The organism is Chloroflexota bacterium (assembly GCA_026710945.1).
GTDB lineage: Bacteria > Chloroflexota > UBA11872 > VXOZ01 > VXOZ01 > VXOZ01.
This window is the reverse complement of sequence record JAPOQA010000035.1, coordinates 16,639-33,902: the sequence shown is the minus strand read 5'-3', so window position 1 is coordinate 33,902 and position 17,264 is coordinate 16,639. Positions and strand designations below refer to the sequence as shown.

Annotated in this window: 15 protein-coding genes; 10 read left to right on the top strand and 5 right to left on the bottom strand. The window is 58.7% G+C overall.

Annotation, left to right across the window (positions count from 1 at the left end):
* Positions 1-37 precede the first annotated feature (37 nt).
* On the top strand, positions 38-1,882 hold the full coding sequence (locus OXE05_07065) for a hypothetical protein (GenBank protein ID MCY4437079.1): 1,845 nt from the start codon (positions 38-40) through the stop codon (positions 1,880-1,882).
* Complete coding sequence (locus OXE05_07060) at positions 1,810-2,112, top strand: hypothetical protein (protein ID MCY4437078.1); 303 nt, start codon at positions 1,810-1,812, stop codon at positions 2,110-2,112. The genes OXE05_07065 and OXE05_07060 overlap by 73 nt, the downstream gene beginning before the upstream one ends.
* 166 nt (positions 2,113-2,278) lie before the next feature.
* Here the strand turns inward: OXE05_07060 and OXE05_07055 are convergent, their stop codons facing one another.
* Complete coding sequence (locus tag OXE05_07055; protein ID MCY4437077.1) at positions 2,279-3,214, bottom strand: hypothetical protein; 936 nt, start codon at positions 3,212-3,214, stop codon at positions 2,279-2,281.
* A gap of 223 nt (positions 3,215-3,437) precedes the next feature.
* Between OXE05_07055 and lysA the strand changes: the two genes are divergently transcribed.
* Positions 3,438-4,754, top strand: a complete 1,317-nt coding sequence (lysA, locus tag OXE05_07050) for a diaminopimelate decarboxylase (protein MCY4437076.1) — start codon at positions 3,438-3,440, stop codon at positions 4,752-4,754.
* Positions 4,755-4,889: 135 nt separating this feature from the next.
* Here lysA and OXE05_07045 read toward each other — a convergent pair whose 3' ends face one another.
* Positions 4,890-5,180, bottom strand: coding sequence for a hypothetical protein (locus OXE05_07045; protein ID MCY4437075.1), 291 nt, complete (start codon positions 5,178-5,180; stop codon positions 4,890-4,892).
* Positions 5,181-5,341: 161 nt separating this feature from the next.
* Between OXE05_07045 and OXE05_07040 the strand changes: the two genes are divergently transcribed.
* The 5 genes from OXE05_07040 to OXE05_07020 all read left to right on the top strand — a co-directional run bounded on the left by OXE05_07040 (position 5,342) and on the right by OXE05_07020 (position 9,404).
* Positions 5,342-5,665 carry a hypothetical protein gene (locus OXE05_07040; protein MCY4437074.1) on the top strand — a complete coding sequence of 108 codons (324 nt, stop codon included), beginning with the start codon at positions 5,342-5,344 and terminating at the stop codon, positions 5,663-5,665.
* A gap of 159 nt (positions 5,666-5,824) precedes the next feature.
* Positions 5,825-6,124, top strand: a complete 300-nt coding sequence (locus tag OXE05_07035) for a hypothetical protein (GenBank protein MCY4437073.1) — start codon at positions 5,825-5,827, stop codon at positions 6,122-6,124.
* Between the two features lie 689 nt (positions 6,125-6,813).
* Positions 6,814-7,257, top strand: coding sequence for a DUF5069 domain-containing protein (locus tag OXE05_07030; GenBank protein ID MCY4437072.1), 444 nt, complete (start codon positions 6,814-6,816; stop codon positions 7,255-7,257).
* Between the two features lie 89 nt (positions 7,258-7,346).
* Positions 7,347-8,243 carry an NAD(P)-dependent oxidoreductase gene (locus tag OXE05_07025; protein ID MCY4437071.1) on the top strand — a complete coding sequence of 299 codons (897 nt, stop codon included), beginning with the start codon at positions 7,347-7,349 and terminating at the stop codon, positions 8,241-8,243.
* A gap of 582 nt (positions 8,244-8,825) precedes the next feature.
* Positions 8,826-9,404, top strand: coding sequence for a rhomboid family intramembrane serine protease (locus tag OXE05_07020; GenBank protein ID MCY4437070.1), 579 nt, complete (start codon positions 8,826-8,828; stop codon positions 9,402-9,404).
* A 278-nt stretch (positions 9,405-9,682) separates the two neighbouring features.
* Here OXE05_07020 and OXE05_07015 read toward each other — a convergent pair whose 3' ends face one another.
* Positions 9,683-10,438 carry a creatininase family protein gene (locus OXE05_07015; protein ID MCY4437069.1) on the bottom strand — a complete coding sequence of 252 codons (756 nt, stop codon included), beginning with the start codon at positions 10,436-10,438 and terminating at the stop codon, positions 9,683-9,685.
* A 415-nt stretch (positions 10,439-10,853) separates the two neighbouring features.
* Positions 10,854-12,062 carry a Gfo/Idh/MocA family oxidoreductase gene (locus OXE05_07010; GenBank protein ID MCY4437068.1) on the bottom strand — a complete coding sequence of 403 codons (1,209 nt, stop codon included), beginning with the start codon at positions 12,060-12,062 and terminating at the stop codon, positions 10,854-10,856.
* Positions 12,063-12,607: 545 nt separating this feature from the next.
* Here OXE05_07010 and OXE05_07005 point away from each other — a divergent pair.
* Together OXE05_07005 and OXE05_07000 are read left to right on the top strand one after the other, a co-directional pair.
* Positions 12,608-13,945, top strand: a complete 1,338-nt coding sequence (locus OXE05_07005; GenBank protein MCY4437067.1) for an extracellular solute-binding protein — start codon at positions 12,608-12,610, stop codon at positions 13,943-13,945.
* A 305-nt stretch (positions 13,946-14,250) separates the two neighbouring features.
* Positions 14,251-15,606, top strand: a complete 1,356-nt coding sequence (locus OXE05_07000; GenBank protein ID MCY4437066.1) for an extracellular solute-binding protein — start codon at positions 14,251-14,253, stop codon at positions 15,604-15,606.
* Positions 15,607-15,995: 389 nt separating this feature from the next.
* Here OXE05_07000 and OXE05_06995 read toward each other — a convergent pair whose 3' ends face one another.
* A complete protein-coding gene (locus OXE05_06995) occupies positions 15,996-17,249 on the bottom strand; it encodes an amidohydrolase family protein (GenBank protein ID MCY4437065.1) in 1,254 nt (417 codons plus the stop codon).
* Between the last annotated feature and the right edge of the window lie 15 nt (positions 17,250-17,264).

Genomic DNA, 17,264 nt, shown 5'->3' with positions numbered 1-17,264 from the left:
ATCCTACAAAGGCATCGCGGTAAGAGGGAAGTAGCCCATGGCAGAAGCAGGCCCAAAACAAATACTTATCGATAATCATTTTGGCCCCTACGGCGCACACACGCTCTCACAGGTGGATCCCGCCGCGCAGATGGCGGCGTTGGGCGACATCGGTACGGACGGAGTGTTGCTGCAAGCCAAGTGCCATTGGGGTCACACGTACTATGACACTGCCGTCGGCAAGCGGCATCCGGCGCTCGACTTCGACCTGATCGCGGCCCAGACTAACGCTGCGCGCGAGCATGGTATAGATCCGGCGCTCTATTACTCGGTGCGTTGGGACGAGCACGCCTATCGGTCCCATCCTGAGTGGCGCAGCCACGATTCAGACGGCAACCCTCAGCCCGGCCCGCACACGCGCTGGCGCTGGCTCTGTCTCAACTCGCCCTATCGCGACTACACCTACGCCATGCTCGACGAGTTGCTTTCCCAATACACGTTTTCACGGCTGTTCTTGGACATCGTCCACTACCGGATGCTCTGTTTCTGCGATCACTGCCGGCAAGCCTGGGGAGAATTCTTTGGAGAGCCCTTTCCCGAGGTGCCGGTGCCTCCTTCCGGCCCTCAGCGCCGATCTAGAAGAGGGCGCGGCGCGCGCGGACATCGCCGTCGCTTTGCGCTGGAGCACCGGGCACGCCTCGCCGCCTTTGGCAATCACGTAGTTGAAACGTATCTCGCAGGCGTAAAGGAGCGCATCCAAGCCAGCGGCAAAGACATTCAGCTCACTCATAACGCCTTCTGGCCCTACATGCATGATGACTACCTCTTTGGCGAATCCGATGCCACCGGCGCCAACTTCTTTGCGCCCGCCATGCAGACGCACCGGCTGCGGGCAGTGGCGAAGGGGCGACCCGTCGAAATCGCCTTCTGCTGGGACAACGTCATGTACGCGGGGGTCAGCGAATGCCAACTAACGTACCAGGCCGCCAGCGCTCTGGCGGCGGGAGCCGACACCACGACCATCTGGGGTGCGCCGGACACGCGTACGGGCTTCTTTGGCGAACCGGTGCTGAATAAGGTAGCTGCGACATTTGAGAAGATTGGGCCGCTCGCAGATGAGCGTGCACGAGCTACAGCATACGCGGAAGTCGGCCTGCTCTACTCTGAAGAGCAGGTGGCGATCGGGAACGTGCCAACCGTACAGGGCTTCAGCCGCGACACGGCCGGCGCGTACAAGTACCTTACCGAACAGCACTTTCCCTTCCGGCTCCTCTGCGATGACATGCTGGAGGCATCCGATCTCGCCGGCTTGAAAGCAGTCATCGTCGCCCATCCGGGCGATCTCCGGCCGGAATCGCTGCCATTCCTGCGGGAATTCGTGGAAGGCGGCGGCCGGATGCTCGTCACCGGCGCGAACAACCTGCAGCGCGAACTCGACATCATTCTCGCCGATAGGCAAGACCATCGTGGGAGGCGCCAGGACGGTTGGTTTATCCACGCGCCTGAGGCGTGGCAGATTCCGGATTGGGAGTTGGCATGTTCCCTCGGCCACTGGCCGCTGCGGAATTTTCCCGGCTTTGGGGAGCTTGCGTATACTCTAAAACCCGTCGTTGAGCCCCATGGCGAGGTGTGGGACAGCCACGGCACGCGCTGGAGCACGGAGACCGGCATGCCGGCGGTGGTCTTTGGGCGTATGGGCGCGGGCCAAATCGCCTACTGCAACCATGAGCCGTTCGCTGAATACATGTGCGGGGCGCGCGGGCCTTTGGACGCATGGCAATGCGGATACTGCAGTTCATCGGCTATGCCGCCGACCTGCGACTGCAAGGCGTGCCCAACGTTGAAGCCACCTACACCAAAGACGGCAACGAACTCAAGCTCTTTCTCGTCAACTGTCCCGTGACACGGCCCCTCGGCGATGGCGTTGGCCGCGGTCGGCGCGCCGGGGCCTGGGTCGACATACCGGAAGCGGTGCCGTTAGCCGACGTAACCATCAAGACAGCGCTCGGGGTCAGCGCGGCAACCGCCGCCAGCGGCCAACCTGTGCACGTTGAGCGCAAAGGCAAGCACACGTTCGTTACGCTGCCGCGCTTGGATGAAATTGACGTCGTGTCCCTGCAGATTGCTGAGTGACGAGACTCTGAGCGCCGGAGGCTAACTGATGGCCGCACTAACGTCTCGGTGAGGCAGCGCATTATGAAGAAAAACGCAAGTCGGCATTAGCTGCAATCTAAGGCAAGCATGCGGGCGCGCAACCGGTAGCGCAGATTTGAATCTTGCGCCTACGGCACCGTAGGCTCTACCTTCTGATAGCCTCTCTGACTTGCGCTTCTATCTCCGTTAGTGTCTCACCGGTCCAGAGTGTCAGCCTGGGCAGCACAGGTTCAATGGTAATTGGCCTATGCGCGCTGTCAATCGCCGCCAACGTCTGGAGCGGACACACAATTTGCCACGGCGCACCATCAAGCACGAGTACGTAATCCTCGTCCCGCGCGAGGAATGGCTCCCTTTCTGTGTCCTGCAGTACCATGAGCGTTTGGCCGGCTTGCACCGAATGCAATGCGAAGGGATGCATCAGGTCACGCACGACCCGTACAGTCAGCCACCCCCAGCGCCCGCTTGAATCGACCGTGCTGCTCTCAATGCGGCCGTGAATGATCGGCCGGTTAATGTGCAGTACATGGCTCGCATCCGCGCACGATGGCGCTCTCCGTGGTTCCGTCTGCGACGCGACCTCAACTACAATGCGCAACACGCTCGCATCCGCCCGGGCCTCAATCTCCCAACAGCCGGGGGCCGAGAATATCAAACGGCTCGGTTGAAAGTCATTGGTATACCCTGCGGGCAGCGAAGCCCAGAGCGGAGCGGAGTCACCGTCGAGACGCCGCCCCTGTATCACCAATTGCGATCCAAGCGGCTTGATCCAGGGTACTTTGTGGCTCCCTTGTCGCCATGGCACTGCGACTGCCCAGATCTTCTTATCGACGCTCACAAAATACTCGCCACGCGGCAGCGGACTACTCTCGTGAATCAGCTCCGGCGGGTGCACCTGAACGGGTGTCGTTACCGGGCACTCCGTGCTCTGGTCAGACTGCGCTACGCCCGTGGCCCTGGGACTTACCGTCGCGTCAGCCGACTCCGGTGGAAGCTCACCTGTCTCTATGGCGCAACCTGAGAGTGCGAACGCAATGATGAGCACGAAGACTAACCCCGCAAATCGGCGTGGTTGAAGCACTGTCTCATCCCTTCTGTACTACGGTGGTGCCCGTCGCGCCATTACGTCTGCAGTCAGAAAAGCTCACTACCCGCGGCACACCCCCTGCAGACTCTGGCTCTCCGCACTCTGAGAAACCGCGCCGTCACCTACCTAAATTCTACACATCGCCAAGCTGAGTGCGGTACCATGAGAGGTGCATTTCTTCATTAGATTCACGCAAGTCAGGAGCCGGAAATAGATGATTGAAGTAGCAGATCGGGTGTTGCCCGTTTCCGCAGAAGTGTCCGACAGCGGCGTACTTGCCATAGGCGGAATGCCTGTCACGGAACTGGCAAAGGAATTCGGCACGCCGCTCTATATCTATGACGAAGCAACCCTGCGCACGAACATGCGCCGTTATGTAAATGCCCTCAACGCCAATTACCCGGATGCCCTTCCGCTCTACGCCAGCAAGGCGTATTCCGACCCCCACGTGGTCAAGATCGCCGCTGAAGAGGGCATGGGGCTGGACGTGGTGTCGGCGGGCGAAATCGCGGTTGCTGTTGCTGCCGGTTTCCCGTTGGAACGCATGTACTTCCACGGCAATAACAAGCTGCCGGAAGAGCTCGCCTATGCGTTGGAAGTCGGCGTGGGACGCATCGTGGTGGATAACTTCCACGAGATCGACCTGCTCAATTCCATCGCGGGCGAGGCCGGGAAGCGGGCGCAAATACTGCTGCGCATCGGCCCCGGAGTCGAGGCGCACACCCACGACTACATCAAGACCGGCGCGCTCGATTCCAAGTTCGGCTTCGCGCTGCCCATCGGCCAAGCGGAGGAAGCCGTCAAGCGGGCGCAGGCCGCGCCGCACCTGGACCTCATCGGCATCCATGCCCACATTGGCAGCCAGATTTTCGACATCGAGCCCTACGTAGACACTCTCGACTTGCTAATTCAGTTCGCGCACGAGATGGCCGATAGGTACGGCCTCTCTGTCCAGGAGCTTTCGCCCGGCGGCGGCTGGGGCATTCGCTACACCGGCGCCGACGATCCGCCGCCCATCGAAGACCTGGCGGAAACGGTTACGGCCACGGTAAAGGACCGCATGGCCGCGTTGGGCTGGGAGCTGCCTCGTCTGGTGGTGGAACCGGGACGCTCCATCGTGGGACAGGCCGGCGTCGGACTCTACTCGGTGGGGTCGAGCAAGACGATTCCGAATTTGCGCAAATACGTCGCGGTGGATGGCGGCATGGCGGACAATATCCGACCGGCGCTCTACGACGCGCTGTATACCGTGCTTGTCGGCAACCGCATGCACGATCCTGCTGAGGAGACGGTGACCATCGCCGGCCGCTACTGCGAGAGCGGCGACGTGCTGTTCAAAGACATTGAAATGCCCAAGCTCAACCCCGGCGACCTGATCGCCGTGCCCAGTTCCGGCGCGTACTGCCTGGCCATGTCCAGCAACTATAATCTGGTGCCGCGGCCGGCAGTGGTGCTTGTGAATGACGGCAGCGCCCGCTTGATCCGCCGCCGCGAGACCCTGGACGATCTGATACAGCCGCACCTGGACGTGTAAGCGTGTGGATGACACGCGTCCTAAGAGTGTATCGTCCTGTAGCCGCAGCGACCGAAATCCCGTGACTACTGGTACCTACATACCTAGCTAGTCAGATTTTCTCAGAAAAGTAAAACTCACGGCAAGGATAGATGGCTAATAGGGATCACTTCGTTCTGGGTCAACCTCAAAGTCGAACCCGAACCTGTTTACTGCTTTAGCAAAAGCTGTATCCTCCGCGTGTTGTATGCTGTCTAGGGACGGGTTAAATGTGTCTATCATCAACTGCGCCATGGCTTCATGTGTTCGTCCCAAGATGGTTACCGAGACTTTGACGGCGTTGGGCGCACCAAATTCGTTTCTTTCAAGGTTGACAGTGGATGTCCATTTAGGGTCTTTAGCGTTTATTCTTTCATTTGCTTTCTTGACAGTTACTCTAAGGAGCATTCGTTCTCTCCCGTCTGTGCTACACTACGTTTGCCGCAAAGAGCGTTTCTGTTGATCAGACAGAGATCGAGATCAATAATAAACATGGGAGGTATGGAGATCATCACCGGGCATTCATTGTGGTAGAAGAATAGTGTTGAAATCGAAGGATTAGAAATTTGATGTCAGATTTGCCAGACTTTCGCAGTGATGATCCTGATCAGACATATCAAGCTGCAATATTACTATACCAAGATTACTTGGCCAATTATATAGGGGATGAGGAAAAGGCAAAGCTTGTCTTTTTTGCTTGCGAACGCGCGATGGCTGCTCTAATGAAAGACATGGAGTCATTGATTGGGCTTACTTCTGATGAGACAGATTCTTTAGAAAAAGTCTCTTCTCTTATCAGTCACAACGCTAATCTTAACATGCGACTAGCGATCCTAGGAATTAAGATCAACCTTCTTGTTGATTTTTCTTCTACGTTTAAAGATCGGCCGTAGTACTTTGCCTCTCTCTATAGCAGCCCTCGTTTCTTGAAGATGAAGGTCTCTTGATTCTAAGAGCTTAGTTTGGGTTTTAACTGTCGTTGCATTCATCACGCTACCCCTGTTACAGAACGTCTTTAGGCTTAAGTTTAAAAGAATGAAAAGGAAGATTCTATGGATTTAGAGACTTGCAGACATTATTTGCGCATCAGTGCCAATGCCGAAGATGACATCCTAGACTGCTTTGATTCTTTGCTCTGCACTTACATGTATGAAAAGAAGGTATTCGAGAGTGAAAGGGTATTGGAAAGACTCATTCTACACGTGGGCAAGACTGGCAATTTGAAGGAGCAAGTAAAAGAGCACCGGCGCAAAACAAACTTTGCCGGAGCGGACGCCACTCATATTTCCATTCTCTTTGAAGTTGACGAGGAAACACACTTTGGGATTCTAAAGAGACTGACTTCCCTCTAAGGCTTGGCATGAGGGAAAGGGAGAGCTAATAGCTTTCGCTTTCACGAGAGTGTACCCTCTCCCCCGAGTACCCCGCCTTTAGTATAGATGAAGGCCCTCGCGCGGCTACTATGCGCAACCGCGGGGTCCCATTTAGTTGAAAGAGCAAATTGTGAGCTTTGAGGAAAGACGGGCAAGACTGCAAAATGTGCTTGTTGCGATTGAAGCTTATAGTAGGCGAGGGGAAGTTGACGAAAGTGCGTTGCGGGAAATCTTGAGAGAGTTAGACACTATAGAATCATATATGGCTAGAGAGCCTATAAGTGATGATTTCGATGATAGATTTGCTTATCTAATGGATCTATTTACGATTCTTCACACGAGTTTTCGCATTGTGAGGATTCTTTTGGGGTATTAGAGATTCGTCTCGCTAGGCCATCATGTGCTTTGCGCATTGAGCAATTTCGAGCAACCGTTTTCGTATTCTTGGCGTGTAGTAGTTCATCTGAGCGATTCCTCCTCAAACGTATTGATTTGCGAGTCTCTCAGAAATTCTCATTTGGTGGCTAGCTGGGGATGTAAACCCCGTGACATTCGCACCTACCGGTGTTGACAGTGCTACCGCTGGGCGGCTATAGTGATTCCGATGTTGAATGATGTATTGTGTTCGGACCACGTTGCCGCAGTGCAGCGATCAAGGAGAAAGAGTCATGGCAGATAAGCTCGTACCCCTGATTGGCTCATGTGAAGCCGGTCCCTTGGGAGCAGTGCACTTGCCTCGCCTGTGGCTAAAGGTCACGCTGGCGGCGAACGGCAGGCTGCCCGATGATTATGACGAGTGCGGCGCGGGCTTCGACCAAATGGTCTTAGACGGCCTCAACGTCAACCGTGACGCGGCGCTTGCCTACTTGCGGTCCAACCGGCCGTCGTACCTGGAGTTTGAGCAGTGGGTCGTGGACCAGAACGGCGGGAGCATTGCTGCGGAGACCGTCGAGGCGAGCAATGCGGCAATTCTCGGTTACAACCATGACGGTGACACGGTCGCCGGGATTTGCGATGCCACCGGCCTCGCAAATGATGGCAATATTACGGATGCTGCCACGCTAAATGCACTAGAGGACTGGCAAGAGTTACACAGCTCGCTATCCGGCTAACGTACGCATAAGGAACGACTGCAATTGCCGTTCGGCCTGACCATCGCGTGGGCCGAACGGCTCTTTATTAATACGAAAGGGAGAGAGTCATGGGAAGTGACTTTGGAACGGTCGGTATTGTGGGCGTGGGTCGGATGGGCGCGAATATTGCCCGCCACCTGAATGACGAGGGCTACGCCGTAACCGCCGTCTACGACGTGAACTCCGCCATTGCCCAGGAACTCGCCGGGAAAATCGGCGCGCAGGCCTGCGATTCGCTGGCAAACGTAACCGGTCTCGCCGACACGATCATAACCGTCGTCACCGATGACCAGGCAATGTATACGATCTTCGCGGAAACTGGCGATAGCCTCCTGCAGGGAGCCGCCGGCAAAATCTTCGTGAACTGCGCCACCATCGCGCCCCAGGTCCACGTGGACGTGGAGCAGCGCGCCGAGGCGGCAGGCGCCCAAAGCCTGGAGGCGTGCATGGCGAGCAGCATCACCCAAGCGCGCGACGGCACGCTGTACCTCATGTGCGGTGGTAGCGAGGACGCCTTTGCCCGCGCCCGGCCGCTGCTGGACACCATGAGCATCTCGCTGCGTTACATTGGGTCCGCCGGCAAGGCGGCGCAGGTCAAGGCGCTTGTTAACATGGTGATGAACATCAACACGGCGGGCCTGGCTGAGGGCCTCGGCCTGGGCGAAGCGCTGGGGCTCGACAGCGCGCTGCTGCAGGAAGTCTTTGCGCAGACCGGCGCCAATTCCCGCGTGCTGGAGACCGACGGCGAGGACATGGAATCCCGCGACCACGAGTGCTATTTCTCCGCCGCCCATGCCTCTAAGGACTCCGGCATTGCGCTGGATTTGGCAGCGGACGCCGGCCTTTCGCTACCGCTGGCACAGGCAACTAAGGCGCAGTACGACAAGATGATTGACATGGGCTTGGGCGAACTCGATAAGTCCGGCGTGGCGGAGCTCACCTACCCCGGCAGAGGCGGCTCGTAACAAGCGTGAGACTTTAGCGTCCGCTCACCCCGCGATAGGCTCAGTGCCTGCCCCGTACTTGAAACGGGGGCGAACGGCCACCCCTGCAAAACTAGGAGTCCTGCCCGTTCGTGCTGAGCCTGTCGAAGCATTCATAGAGAGTGCCTCCGTTCGGCTGTGCTCGTCGAAGCATTCATAGAGAGCGCCTCTTTTCGTGCTGAGCCTGTCGAAGCACTTATTGAGAGTGTCTCCGTTCGTGCTGTCCTCGTCGAAGCACTCAAAAGGAGCTCCTCCGTTCGTGCTGAGCCTGTCGAAGCACTCATAGGGAGATCCCTCCGTTCGTGCTGAGCCTGTCGAAGCACTCATAGGGAGATCCCTCCGTTCGTGCTCAGCTTGTCGTAGCACTTATAGAGAGCGCCTCCGTTCGTGCTGAGCCTGTCGAAGCATTTTTGGGGAACTCCTCCGTTCGTGCTGAGCCTGTCGAAGCATGAACGGGCGCCGCGATAAGACTGTCACATTGCCTCTGAATTGCGCAGTCCAGCGAATGTCGTCATACAGTCAGGCACCCGACCCGGAGCAAAAGTGCCGGGGGCACAAAATCGCATGGTCGCACAGCTCAAATCCAACCTACTGCTTGTGCTCGCAGCCGTTGCCCTGCTCTGGGCCGTGGAAGCAGCGAACCTTCTAACGGGACATCACCTTAACACCTGGGGCATCCTGCCGCGCACCGTTACAGGACTGCGTGGCATTCCGCTAAGTCCGTTTCTCCATGGCGACATCGGCCACCTGCTGGTAAACACCGTGCCGTTTCTAGTGCTCGGGGGGCTTGTCGCCATACAGGGCAGACGGGCGTTTCTTGGCGTGTCGCTCGTCGTCATCGCCTGCGGGGGAATAGCCCTGTGGGTCTTTGGACGCACGGCCTACCACATCGGCGCGAGCGGCCTCATCTTCGGGTATTTTGGTTACCTCGTAGCCCGCGCCTGGTACGACCGCAGTCTCTGGTCCATCTTCATCGCGCTGGTAACGCTCTTCTTCTACGGCGGTCTCGTGTGGGGCGTGCTACCCACGACCACCTATATCTCTTGGGAAGGCCACCTCTTCGGTCTCCTCGCCGGCATTCTCGCCGCACGCATCCAAGGCGCCCGAAGAAAAGAGAAGCCGGCACCAACGCATTCGCCCTAAGCCGCCGATCTGGTGTCGGGGCAACCCTTGTGGCTGCCCGCTGCCCGGCGCAATCGATGACGAGACGTGTTGGCGGACAATTCTCTGTCCCTCGTAGGAACAGCTCTAGTGGTTGTCCCTACGCGGAGCGCTTGTGGTGAATGACTTTTGTCGGACGGAACCTTGCTTTTACGCAGGCAAAGAGGCTTCCGGCAGCGCAGGTTTGCAACCTGCGCTCGCAGGGCACAAGAAGCGTAAAAACACCCGACGCCGCATGAACCTGCACACTCTGTGCCTGGCTATGCCGGAATCCCCTTGCGCTCGCACGCGCCCCTTAGATGCTCCGCCAACCACTTGCCCTGATGCTCTGCAAAGTACGCTAACAGAGCATGCCCCGCCTCGGCGGTGGCTACCTCCGCGTCGCTCTCAGCGTATGCTCCCCAACTGCCGTCCGGCGTGAGCTTGTCCCACGTCATGTAGTCCATGTAAGCTTGTTCGTCTTCCGCCACCGCGCTGCCGAACGGGCCGGGGAGCACACAGTCCGGCGCGAGATAGAGCGCAAGCGCGCGGGACTCCGCGCCACCGTGCACCTCACCGCGACCGGCGAGACCGGCCTGTTTCCGCGCCTCTTCCCAGACGCGGTCGCCGCCCTGATGAGCGTTGACGACCACAATGTCCGCAAACTGCCGGTTGATGTGCTTGATGAAGGCTGTGAGCCAGTACGAGCCGCCGTGACCGCAGGTGAGCACCTGCTTGCGGAAGCCCTGCGTCCGCAGACCGGCCACAATCTCTTCCAACACGAGCATCACGGTAGCCGGCCGCAGCGTGACCGTACCTGTGAACGAGGCGTGCTCTTCAGCGGTGTTGAAAGGCAAGGTCGGCAGCACGTAGGCGTTGAGCAGTTCGCCAAACGCCCGCGCAAAGTACTCCGCGACAAGCGTATCGATGTGGAGAGGAAGACACGGGCCGCACTGTTCGGTGGACCCGACGCTAATAATCGCAGTATCTACACCGACGTCGGTCAGTTGTTTCGTGGTGTTGCGAAACGAATACATGGCAAGTGTCCTTGAAATTTAAGAGCAGTCGTTAGAACTTAGATTAAGTAGCCCTTCTCGTCACCTTACCCACGAGAAGCCCTATCTTGTAGCGCGGGGCCTTGTGCACCGCAGAGGGGAGGTAAGGGCGTGCCCACTACCGGTGAGACGCTGCTTACCTAAGGAGTCGGCAGCATGAATGTGCCGTACTGGCTACGTCGGGCATGCAATCATCTCACCACTCTGCCCCACTATATTGAACGACTTTCGCCGGTCGTCCTTGGTCAATGGGGTGAGAGGTTGTATTGGAGCGAAGAGGGCTGCTTGGCAAGTAAGCGCGCGGTTCTCCACGCCCGTCATTCCGGCTTTCGCCGGAATGACGGGCATTTTGGCCTCTCCAATGGAAAGGGGAGTGGCCCTGCGAATTACAAGCGAGTTACTCTAACACAGGATAGAGAAGCTCATCAAACGTTACCGCCCGGCTGTTGTGGTCGATACTCAGGCGCACGGCCTCGGCGATAGCCGTGCCGACGACGGCCTGTTGTGGGAGAGGACGCGACTTGGCAAATTCGGCGAGCATATCCCGCCGAACCTGCAACGCCTGGGCCGCGTCCATGCTCTCGGTTGCGCGCAGGATGCGGCGCGCGTCATGGACACCCTGCATCACGCTATCGTAGCCGTACCCCACGTATTCGGTGCCTTCGCCGTCCCACGGCTCATACTGCTTGAAGAAGTTGGGGTTGAAGTGCTCGAAGCCTTTGTCCTGGGTCACGAAGTGCAGCTTGCGGTCTTTGTGATCGGCCCAATATTCGCCTTGGGTGCCGGAGAGTTGCATGCCCTGGTTGGTGAGGGAGCTATTTGCCTCCGCGCAGACCCATGAGGTCTGCACCCAGAGCACCGAGCCGTCAGTCCACTCGATCACGCCCTGCACCGCGTCAAACGCGTCCTGGCCCTGCGTCGGCAGGAATTTCTTCTGTCCGAAGCCCCACACGCGGGCGGGCTTGAGACCGGTAATGAAGAAGTAGGCGTCGGCATAGTGCACGCCGATGTATTCAAACGGCGAACTCTCTTCCGCCCATAAGGAAAAGATATCCAGCGGCATTTCGCGCCGCTCCTCGATCCACGCGTGGCCGTGCAGCATCTCGCCCAAATGCCCTTGACGGTAGTAGCGCTGGGCGGCGCGAATGGCGCGGTCGTGGCGCTTGTGGTAGTCCGTATAGACGTAGATGCCCTTGTTTTCGGCGGCGGTCAGAATGGTGTAAACATCGGATACCTTCAGGCAGAGGGGCTTCTGGACCACTACGTGGTGTCCGCGTTCGATAGCGGCCAGGATCATCTCTGTGTGGAGATGGTCCGGCGTCGCCACCATCACCACGCCGTGAGGATCGAGGTCGTCCAAGGCGGCCTGGTACGAATCGGGGAATGAAGCCTCGGGATCGGTGGTGTCGGGATCGGGATAGCCGCGAAACGCATAGTCAGGAAAGAGATCGCGCACTTTGTGCAGCGTGCTCGCCCGCCGTGAGGCGATGCTCACCTCACCCACGACGCCGCGATCCTGTTCTTGAAAGAGCGTCGGGATGATCACGTCCTGGCTGATCATGCCGCCGCCAATCAGAAGTACTGGAACTCTTTCATCCCAAGCCATCAGGTACCTACCTCGAATTCTGTTTTTGCATATCGCTACCTACGCCAGACGATTCCTTCAGTCGATGGACCTCAAGCCCAAGGAAAACTTTGGCACAATCCGGCTCGGCGGGCAAGCATGCCCCCTCTCCCAGTGGAGACCTTTGCATAACTCCGGCCGGAGGCGTAAGAATTACCTCCTCTCCTTGGGGAGAGGGACGGGGTGAGGGGAACTCTTCACCGAGTTCGCGCTATAGCCCCAAGCGTCAGACCAATGCATGAGTTTCCTATTGCTTACTTCCAGCGTAGCGGCAGTCTACCATAGCCCCACCTTCGCCCTCAAAGAAAATGGGAGCGGTCCAACTGCAAACGTCGTGACAGAATGTCAGCCACGATTGCGCGCAGGCTCCTCGCTGCCGCGAAGGTGAGGTGTTTAACTCGGGCAAGGCCAAGACCGCAGCAAATCTCATCTCTTGACAGATTCGCTAAATCGACTTCATACTTGTTACCGACAGTACTGTTGTCATGCACCTAGGAGGTGGAGCGATGCAAGGCGAACGAAGTAGAATGACACGTCGATTCTTACTCAAGGGAGCTGCGGGCAGCGCGGGCATGCTGGCCTTGGCGGCGTGCGGCACTGTCACAACGATGCCTGAGGAAGGCGAAGCTCCCGCAGAAGAAGAAACCAAGGCGGAAGAAGCGCCCAAGGCGATGGAGCCGACCATCGTCAATGCGCTCATGGTGCTGCAGGGCCAGAACGAGACATGGATCAACTCGTGGAACACCATCTTTGCCAACTTCGAAGCCGCCAATCCCGAATACAAGATGGATATCACCGATTCCACGTTTGGGGAGGTCACGACCAAGGCAGGCGCAGCCCTGGCCGCCGGTATTTCCTTTGACGACATTTACGGCTATTTTGGCTGGCTGGGACCGTTTGTCGACGGCGGAATCATCCAGCCGGTCACGCCGTTGCTGGCGAAGGACACTGAGGTATCCCCGGACGACTTCTACGAATCCGGCATTCTCAAATACAAGGGCGTGGCATACGGCCTCGCGTGGCTGCTCACCGCGCATCCCATTTGGTCGAACAATGACAAGTTCGTCGAGGCTGGCTTGAAGACGCCCGCCGAGCTGGAGGCCGAGGGTAACTGGACCTGGGATGCCGTGTTAGAATCGGCAGTTAGACTCACCAAACGCGAAGGCGATGAAATTACGTTTGGCGGCTTGCGAATCTACCCCACGCACACGTCCTATCTGCCCTACTATGCCTGGGCGTGGGGCGCGGACTTGTGGAACGAAGGCTGCACCCAGGCCACGTTCAACACCCCTGCGTTTGCGGACGCCGTGCAGTTCTGCGTTGACCTCTTTGCCAAACATAAGGTGATCGGCGGCAATTTCCTCGAGGGCACCATGGGCATGTTCGAGCGTGCCACCGGCGGCGTACGCCAGTTCGAGGAACAGATCACCGCCAACGATCTCTTTGAGATCGGCATGGCGGGACGACCCAAGGGGCCGAACGGCGATAGCGCTACAGTCATGACTCCCATCGGCATCTTCATCGGCGAAGGCGCCAAGAATCCCGATGGTGGCTGGGCCTTCCTCAAGTACACGGTGAGTGCCGACGCCTTGCCGGAGGTTGCCGCCACCGGCCAGGGTCGCTTCACCGCCAATAAGCATCTGGAGCCATTGACGCTCTTCCCATATGAAGACCCCGAAGTCTACAAGCAGATGGCGAGCGAGGGCCGTCCGGTGCCGCAACTGCTCAAGCAGGGCGACTTCAATACCGAGTGGCGTGCCACCTGGGACGCCATGGTAGAGGGCTCTCTGACGGTTGCCGAGGGTATGGCGAAGACCCAGGACCAGGTGCAGGGCTGGATCAACGAAGGCGGTTGCCTGCGCTAGGAGCTAAAAGGCACGTCGCATCGTTGCGTTAGCGCTGCGATACTCAGCGAACGCCGGTAGGGGCACGATATATCGTGCCCCTACGTGACTCCTCTTCTCATTGGCAGAGTGCTTGCGTAGCTCTTTGTCAATGAGTTGCACGAGACTCTTGGCGCACGAAGATGGATTCCCGCTTCCGCGGTAAAGCGGTGACTCGTTGAACCGCACCCGGAGGTGTCGTTGCTTCTTTCACTTGACCTTCCCGCTAATGCAGCACCATACTCGATAGCGGCTGAAGATCTGTCATGCGCCGAGGAGGCAGAGCATTGATAAGCATCCGCAGGCGAATGACCCGCCGGTACCTTCTCAGCGGAATTGCGGGCGGTGCGGGCATGGTGGCCTTGGCAGCGTGCGGCACAGAGTCTATGGAGCAGGAATCCGGTGAAGCTCCGCAAGTAGAGACGAGAATTCAGGAAACTCCTCAAGATTCGGGTCCGTCCACCATTAGCACGCTTATGGTGCTGCGGGGCCAGAATGAGACCTGGATAAATTCGTGGCTTGACATCTTCGCCAACTTCGAAGCCCAGCACCCTGAATACAAGCTGGCAGTAACCGATTCCGCGTTCGCTAGCGTTACCTCCAAAGCGCTTACATTCATGGCGGCCGGATTCACTTTTGACGCGGTCTACGGCTTCATTGACTGGCTGGGGCTGTTTGCCGACGCCGGCATCATCCAGTCGATCAATCCCTACCTGTCAACAGACACCGATGTCTCAATGGACGACTTCCATGACTTCGGCGTGCTCAGACACAGGGGAATTGTCTACGGGCTCGCCTGGCAGCTTACCGCGCATCCGATCTGGTTCAATGCCGACAGGTTCCAAGAGGCCGGTCTGAAAACGCCCGCGGCGCTGGAAGCTGAGGGCAATTGGACGTGGGAGGCCGTGCTGGATGCCGCCCTAAAGCTCACCAGGCGCGGGGACAGCGACATTACAGTTGGCGGCTTGCAGGTCTTCCCTATGTTCACGTCGTATCTGCCGTACTACGCCTGGGCGTGGGGCGCAGAACTTTGGGATGAAGGCTGCACCGAGGCTTCCTTTACTACTCCCGCATTCACGGACGCGGTGCAGTACAGCGTTGATCTCTTTACCAAGCACAACGTCATTGGCGGCACCTTTCTCTATGGTACGCAAGGCATGGTCGAGCGCGCGCCAGACGCCGTGCGCCAATTCGACGAGGGGATCGCGGCGCGCGACCTCTTCAGCATTGGCATGGCTCCCCGGCCGCGGGGCCCGAACGGCGACCGCGGCACGGTCATGACGCCAAGCGCTATCCACCTCGGCAACGGCGCCAAGAACGCCGACGGCGCCTGGACCTTCCTCAAGTACACGGTGAGCGCCGCGGCCCAACCGCACTTGGCTGTCTTCGGCCAGGGCCGCTTCAATGCCAACAAGCATCTTGCGCCGCTGACGCTCTATCCATTCGAGAACCCCGCTGTCTACACGCAGATGGCGCAAGACGGAAGGCCTGAACCACAATTGCTGCAGCAAAGGGAATTCTATGCCGCGTGGCGCGCCACCTGGGATGCCATGGTGGAGGGATCGCTTCCAGTCGCCGACGCCATGGCGACTACTCAAGAGCAGGTACAAGGCTGGATTAATAAAGGCGGCTGCCTGGGGTAAGAACCTGTAACACGGAACAGCGCAAGGTTGCGAATTCCGCAGCACGCTGGGAGGGGCACGACATGTCGTGCCCCTACGTTTTGCCTTCTCAATGGGGGTACGCCACGAGCAGCAGACTCAGGAGCAGGCCAGCAGGCCGGATGTCTCACTCTCCTCAGGCATGACGTGACTGCCAGGAAAGTCGTCACTCTGTTTGCACTGAACGGACAGGTCTAGCGGGAAGGACGCGCTATCCTCGCACCTACTCTTCCACACCTCTTACTAACACGAGACGAACCATCATTGGGGAGACCAAGAAAGTGGGGTCGGTCAAAACATGTCGAAAGACCGCCAACTCCTCGTCCAAATCGTCGCTGATTGATGACCGCGACTGCATCGCAAGCTGTGACCTACGCCAGCCCGGCTGCGGCTTCCCAGTCCGGATCGGCGGTGAAGCGCTCGTCAATTGGGGTGAAGTCGCGGGGATAGGTTGCAAGATGGGCGGTCGCCGGCCGGGCCGGATCTCTACTCACCGCGAGCCTGCCCTCCTTGAAGACGTAGCGGACATTGGCATAGTTCACCACGGCCTGAATGTCGCTGGCGGGATCGCCGTCCACCACGACCACGTCGGCAAGCTTGCCCTTTTCTAACGTGCCGAGCCTATCGTCGATCTTCATTGCTTCAGCCGAACCCTTCGTGGCCACGCCGATGGCTTCCAGCGGGCTCAGGCCGCAGCCCACGAACTCCTGGAGTTCAAAGCCGCTATCCCAGATGTCCCAGGGAGGTGTGCTCGGGCAGTCGGTGCCTAGCCCCATCTTCACGCCCATCTTGTGCGCCAGGCGCACACCCTCGCGGTGGACGTAGTGGGCCTCGCCCATCTTGCGCGTCTCCCACGGGCGGCCCGCGCCGTACTTTATCGCCATGTTCTGGCGGGAGGTGACGCGGAGCGTCGGCACAAAGTAGAGTTCGTTCTCCAAGATTCCCTGCAGGGCTTTTTCGTCGATGAGCGCGCCGTGGTGAATCTGATCGCAGCCGGCCTGAATTGCCATGTCCAGCCCCGGTTGCGTGTGGCAATGCACCACCACGAGCCGCCCGACGCTGTGGGCTTCGTGTACCAGGGCATCCAGCTCTTCCTGGGTGTAGTCCAGCCACCAGGTCTCTTCGTCTTCCGCCCAGAAGCCGCCGCTGGCAGCCGTCTTGATGAAGTCAACCTTGGCCTGCACCATCTCCCGCACGGCTTTGCGCACTTCCCATGGGCCGTCCGCCACCCGACCCCGTACGTGGCCGTTGGTACAGTCCACCACGGCGCCGACAATCAACCGGGCACACTCCGGGAACCAGCCGTCCGCAATCGCCTGGCGGCACTGCGTGGAGGCCGGCGGCATGGTGCCCGCCACGTGGGCGATCGTCGTGAAACCCGCCAGGAGCGACTTGCGCAGCTTCTGCAGCGCCTGATACGGCCCGTGCAGGTGCACGTGCAGGTCCATCATGCCGGGCAGGAGGCTCGTGCCCGCAATGTCGATGACCTCGGCATCCGGCGGGATATCCACATTGCTGCCCACAGCCTCGATGCGGTTATCCACAATGAGAACGGCACCGTCCACAAGCGGCGGCCCGCCATTGCCGTCAATTATCCTGCCGTTTATGAGCGCTGTTATTGCCACGGTGAGTTTCTCCTT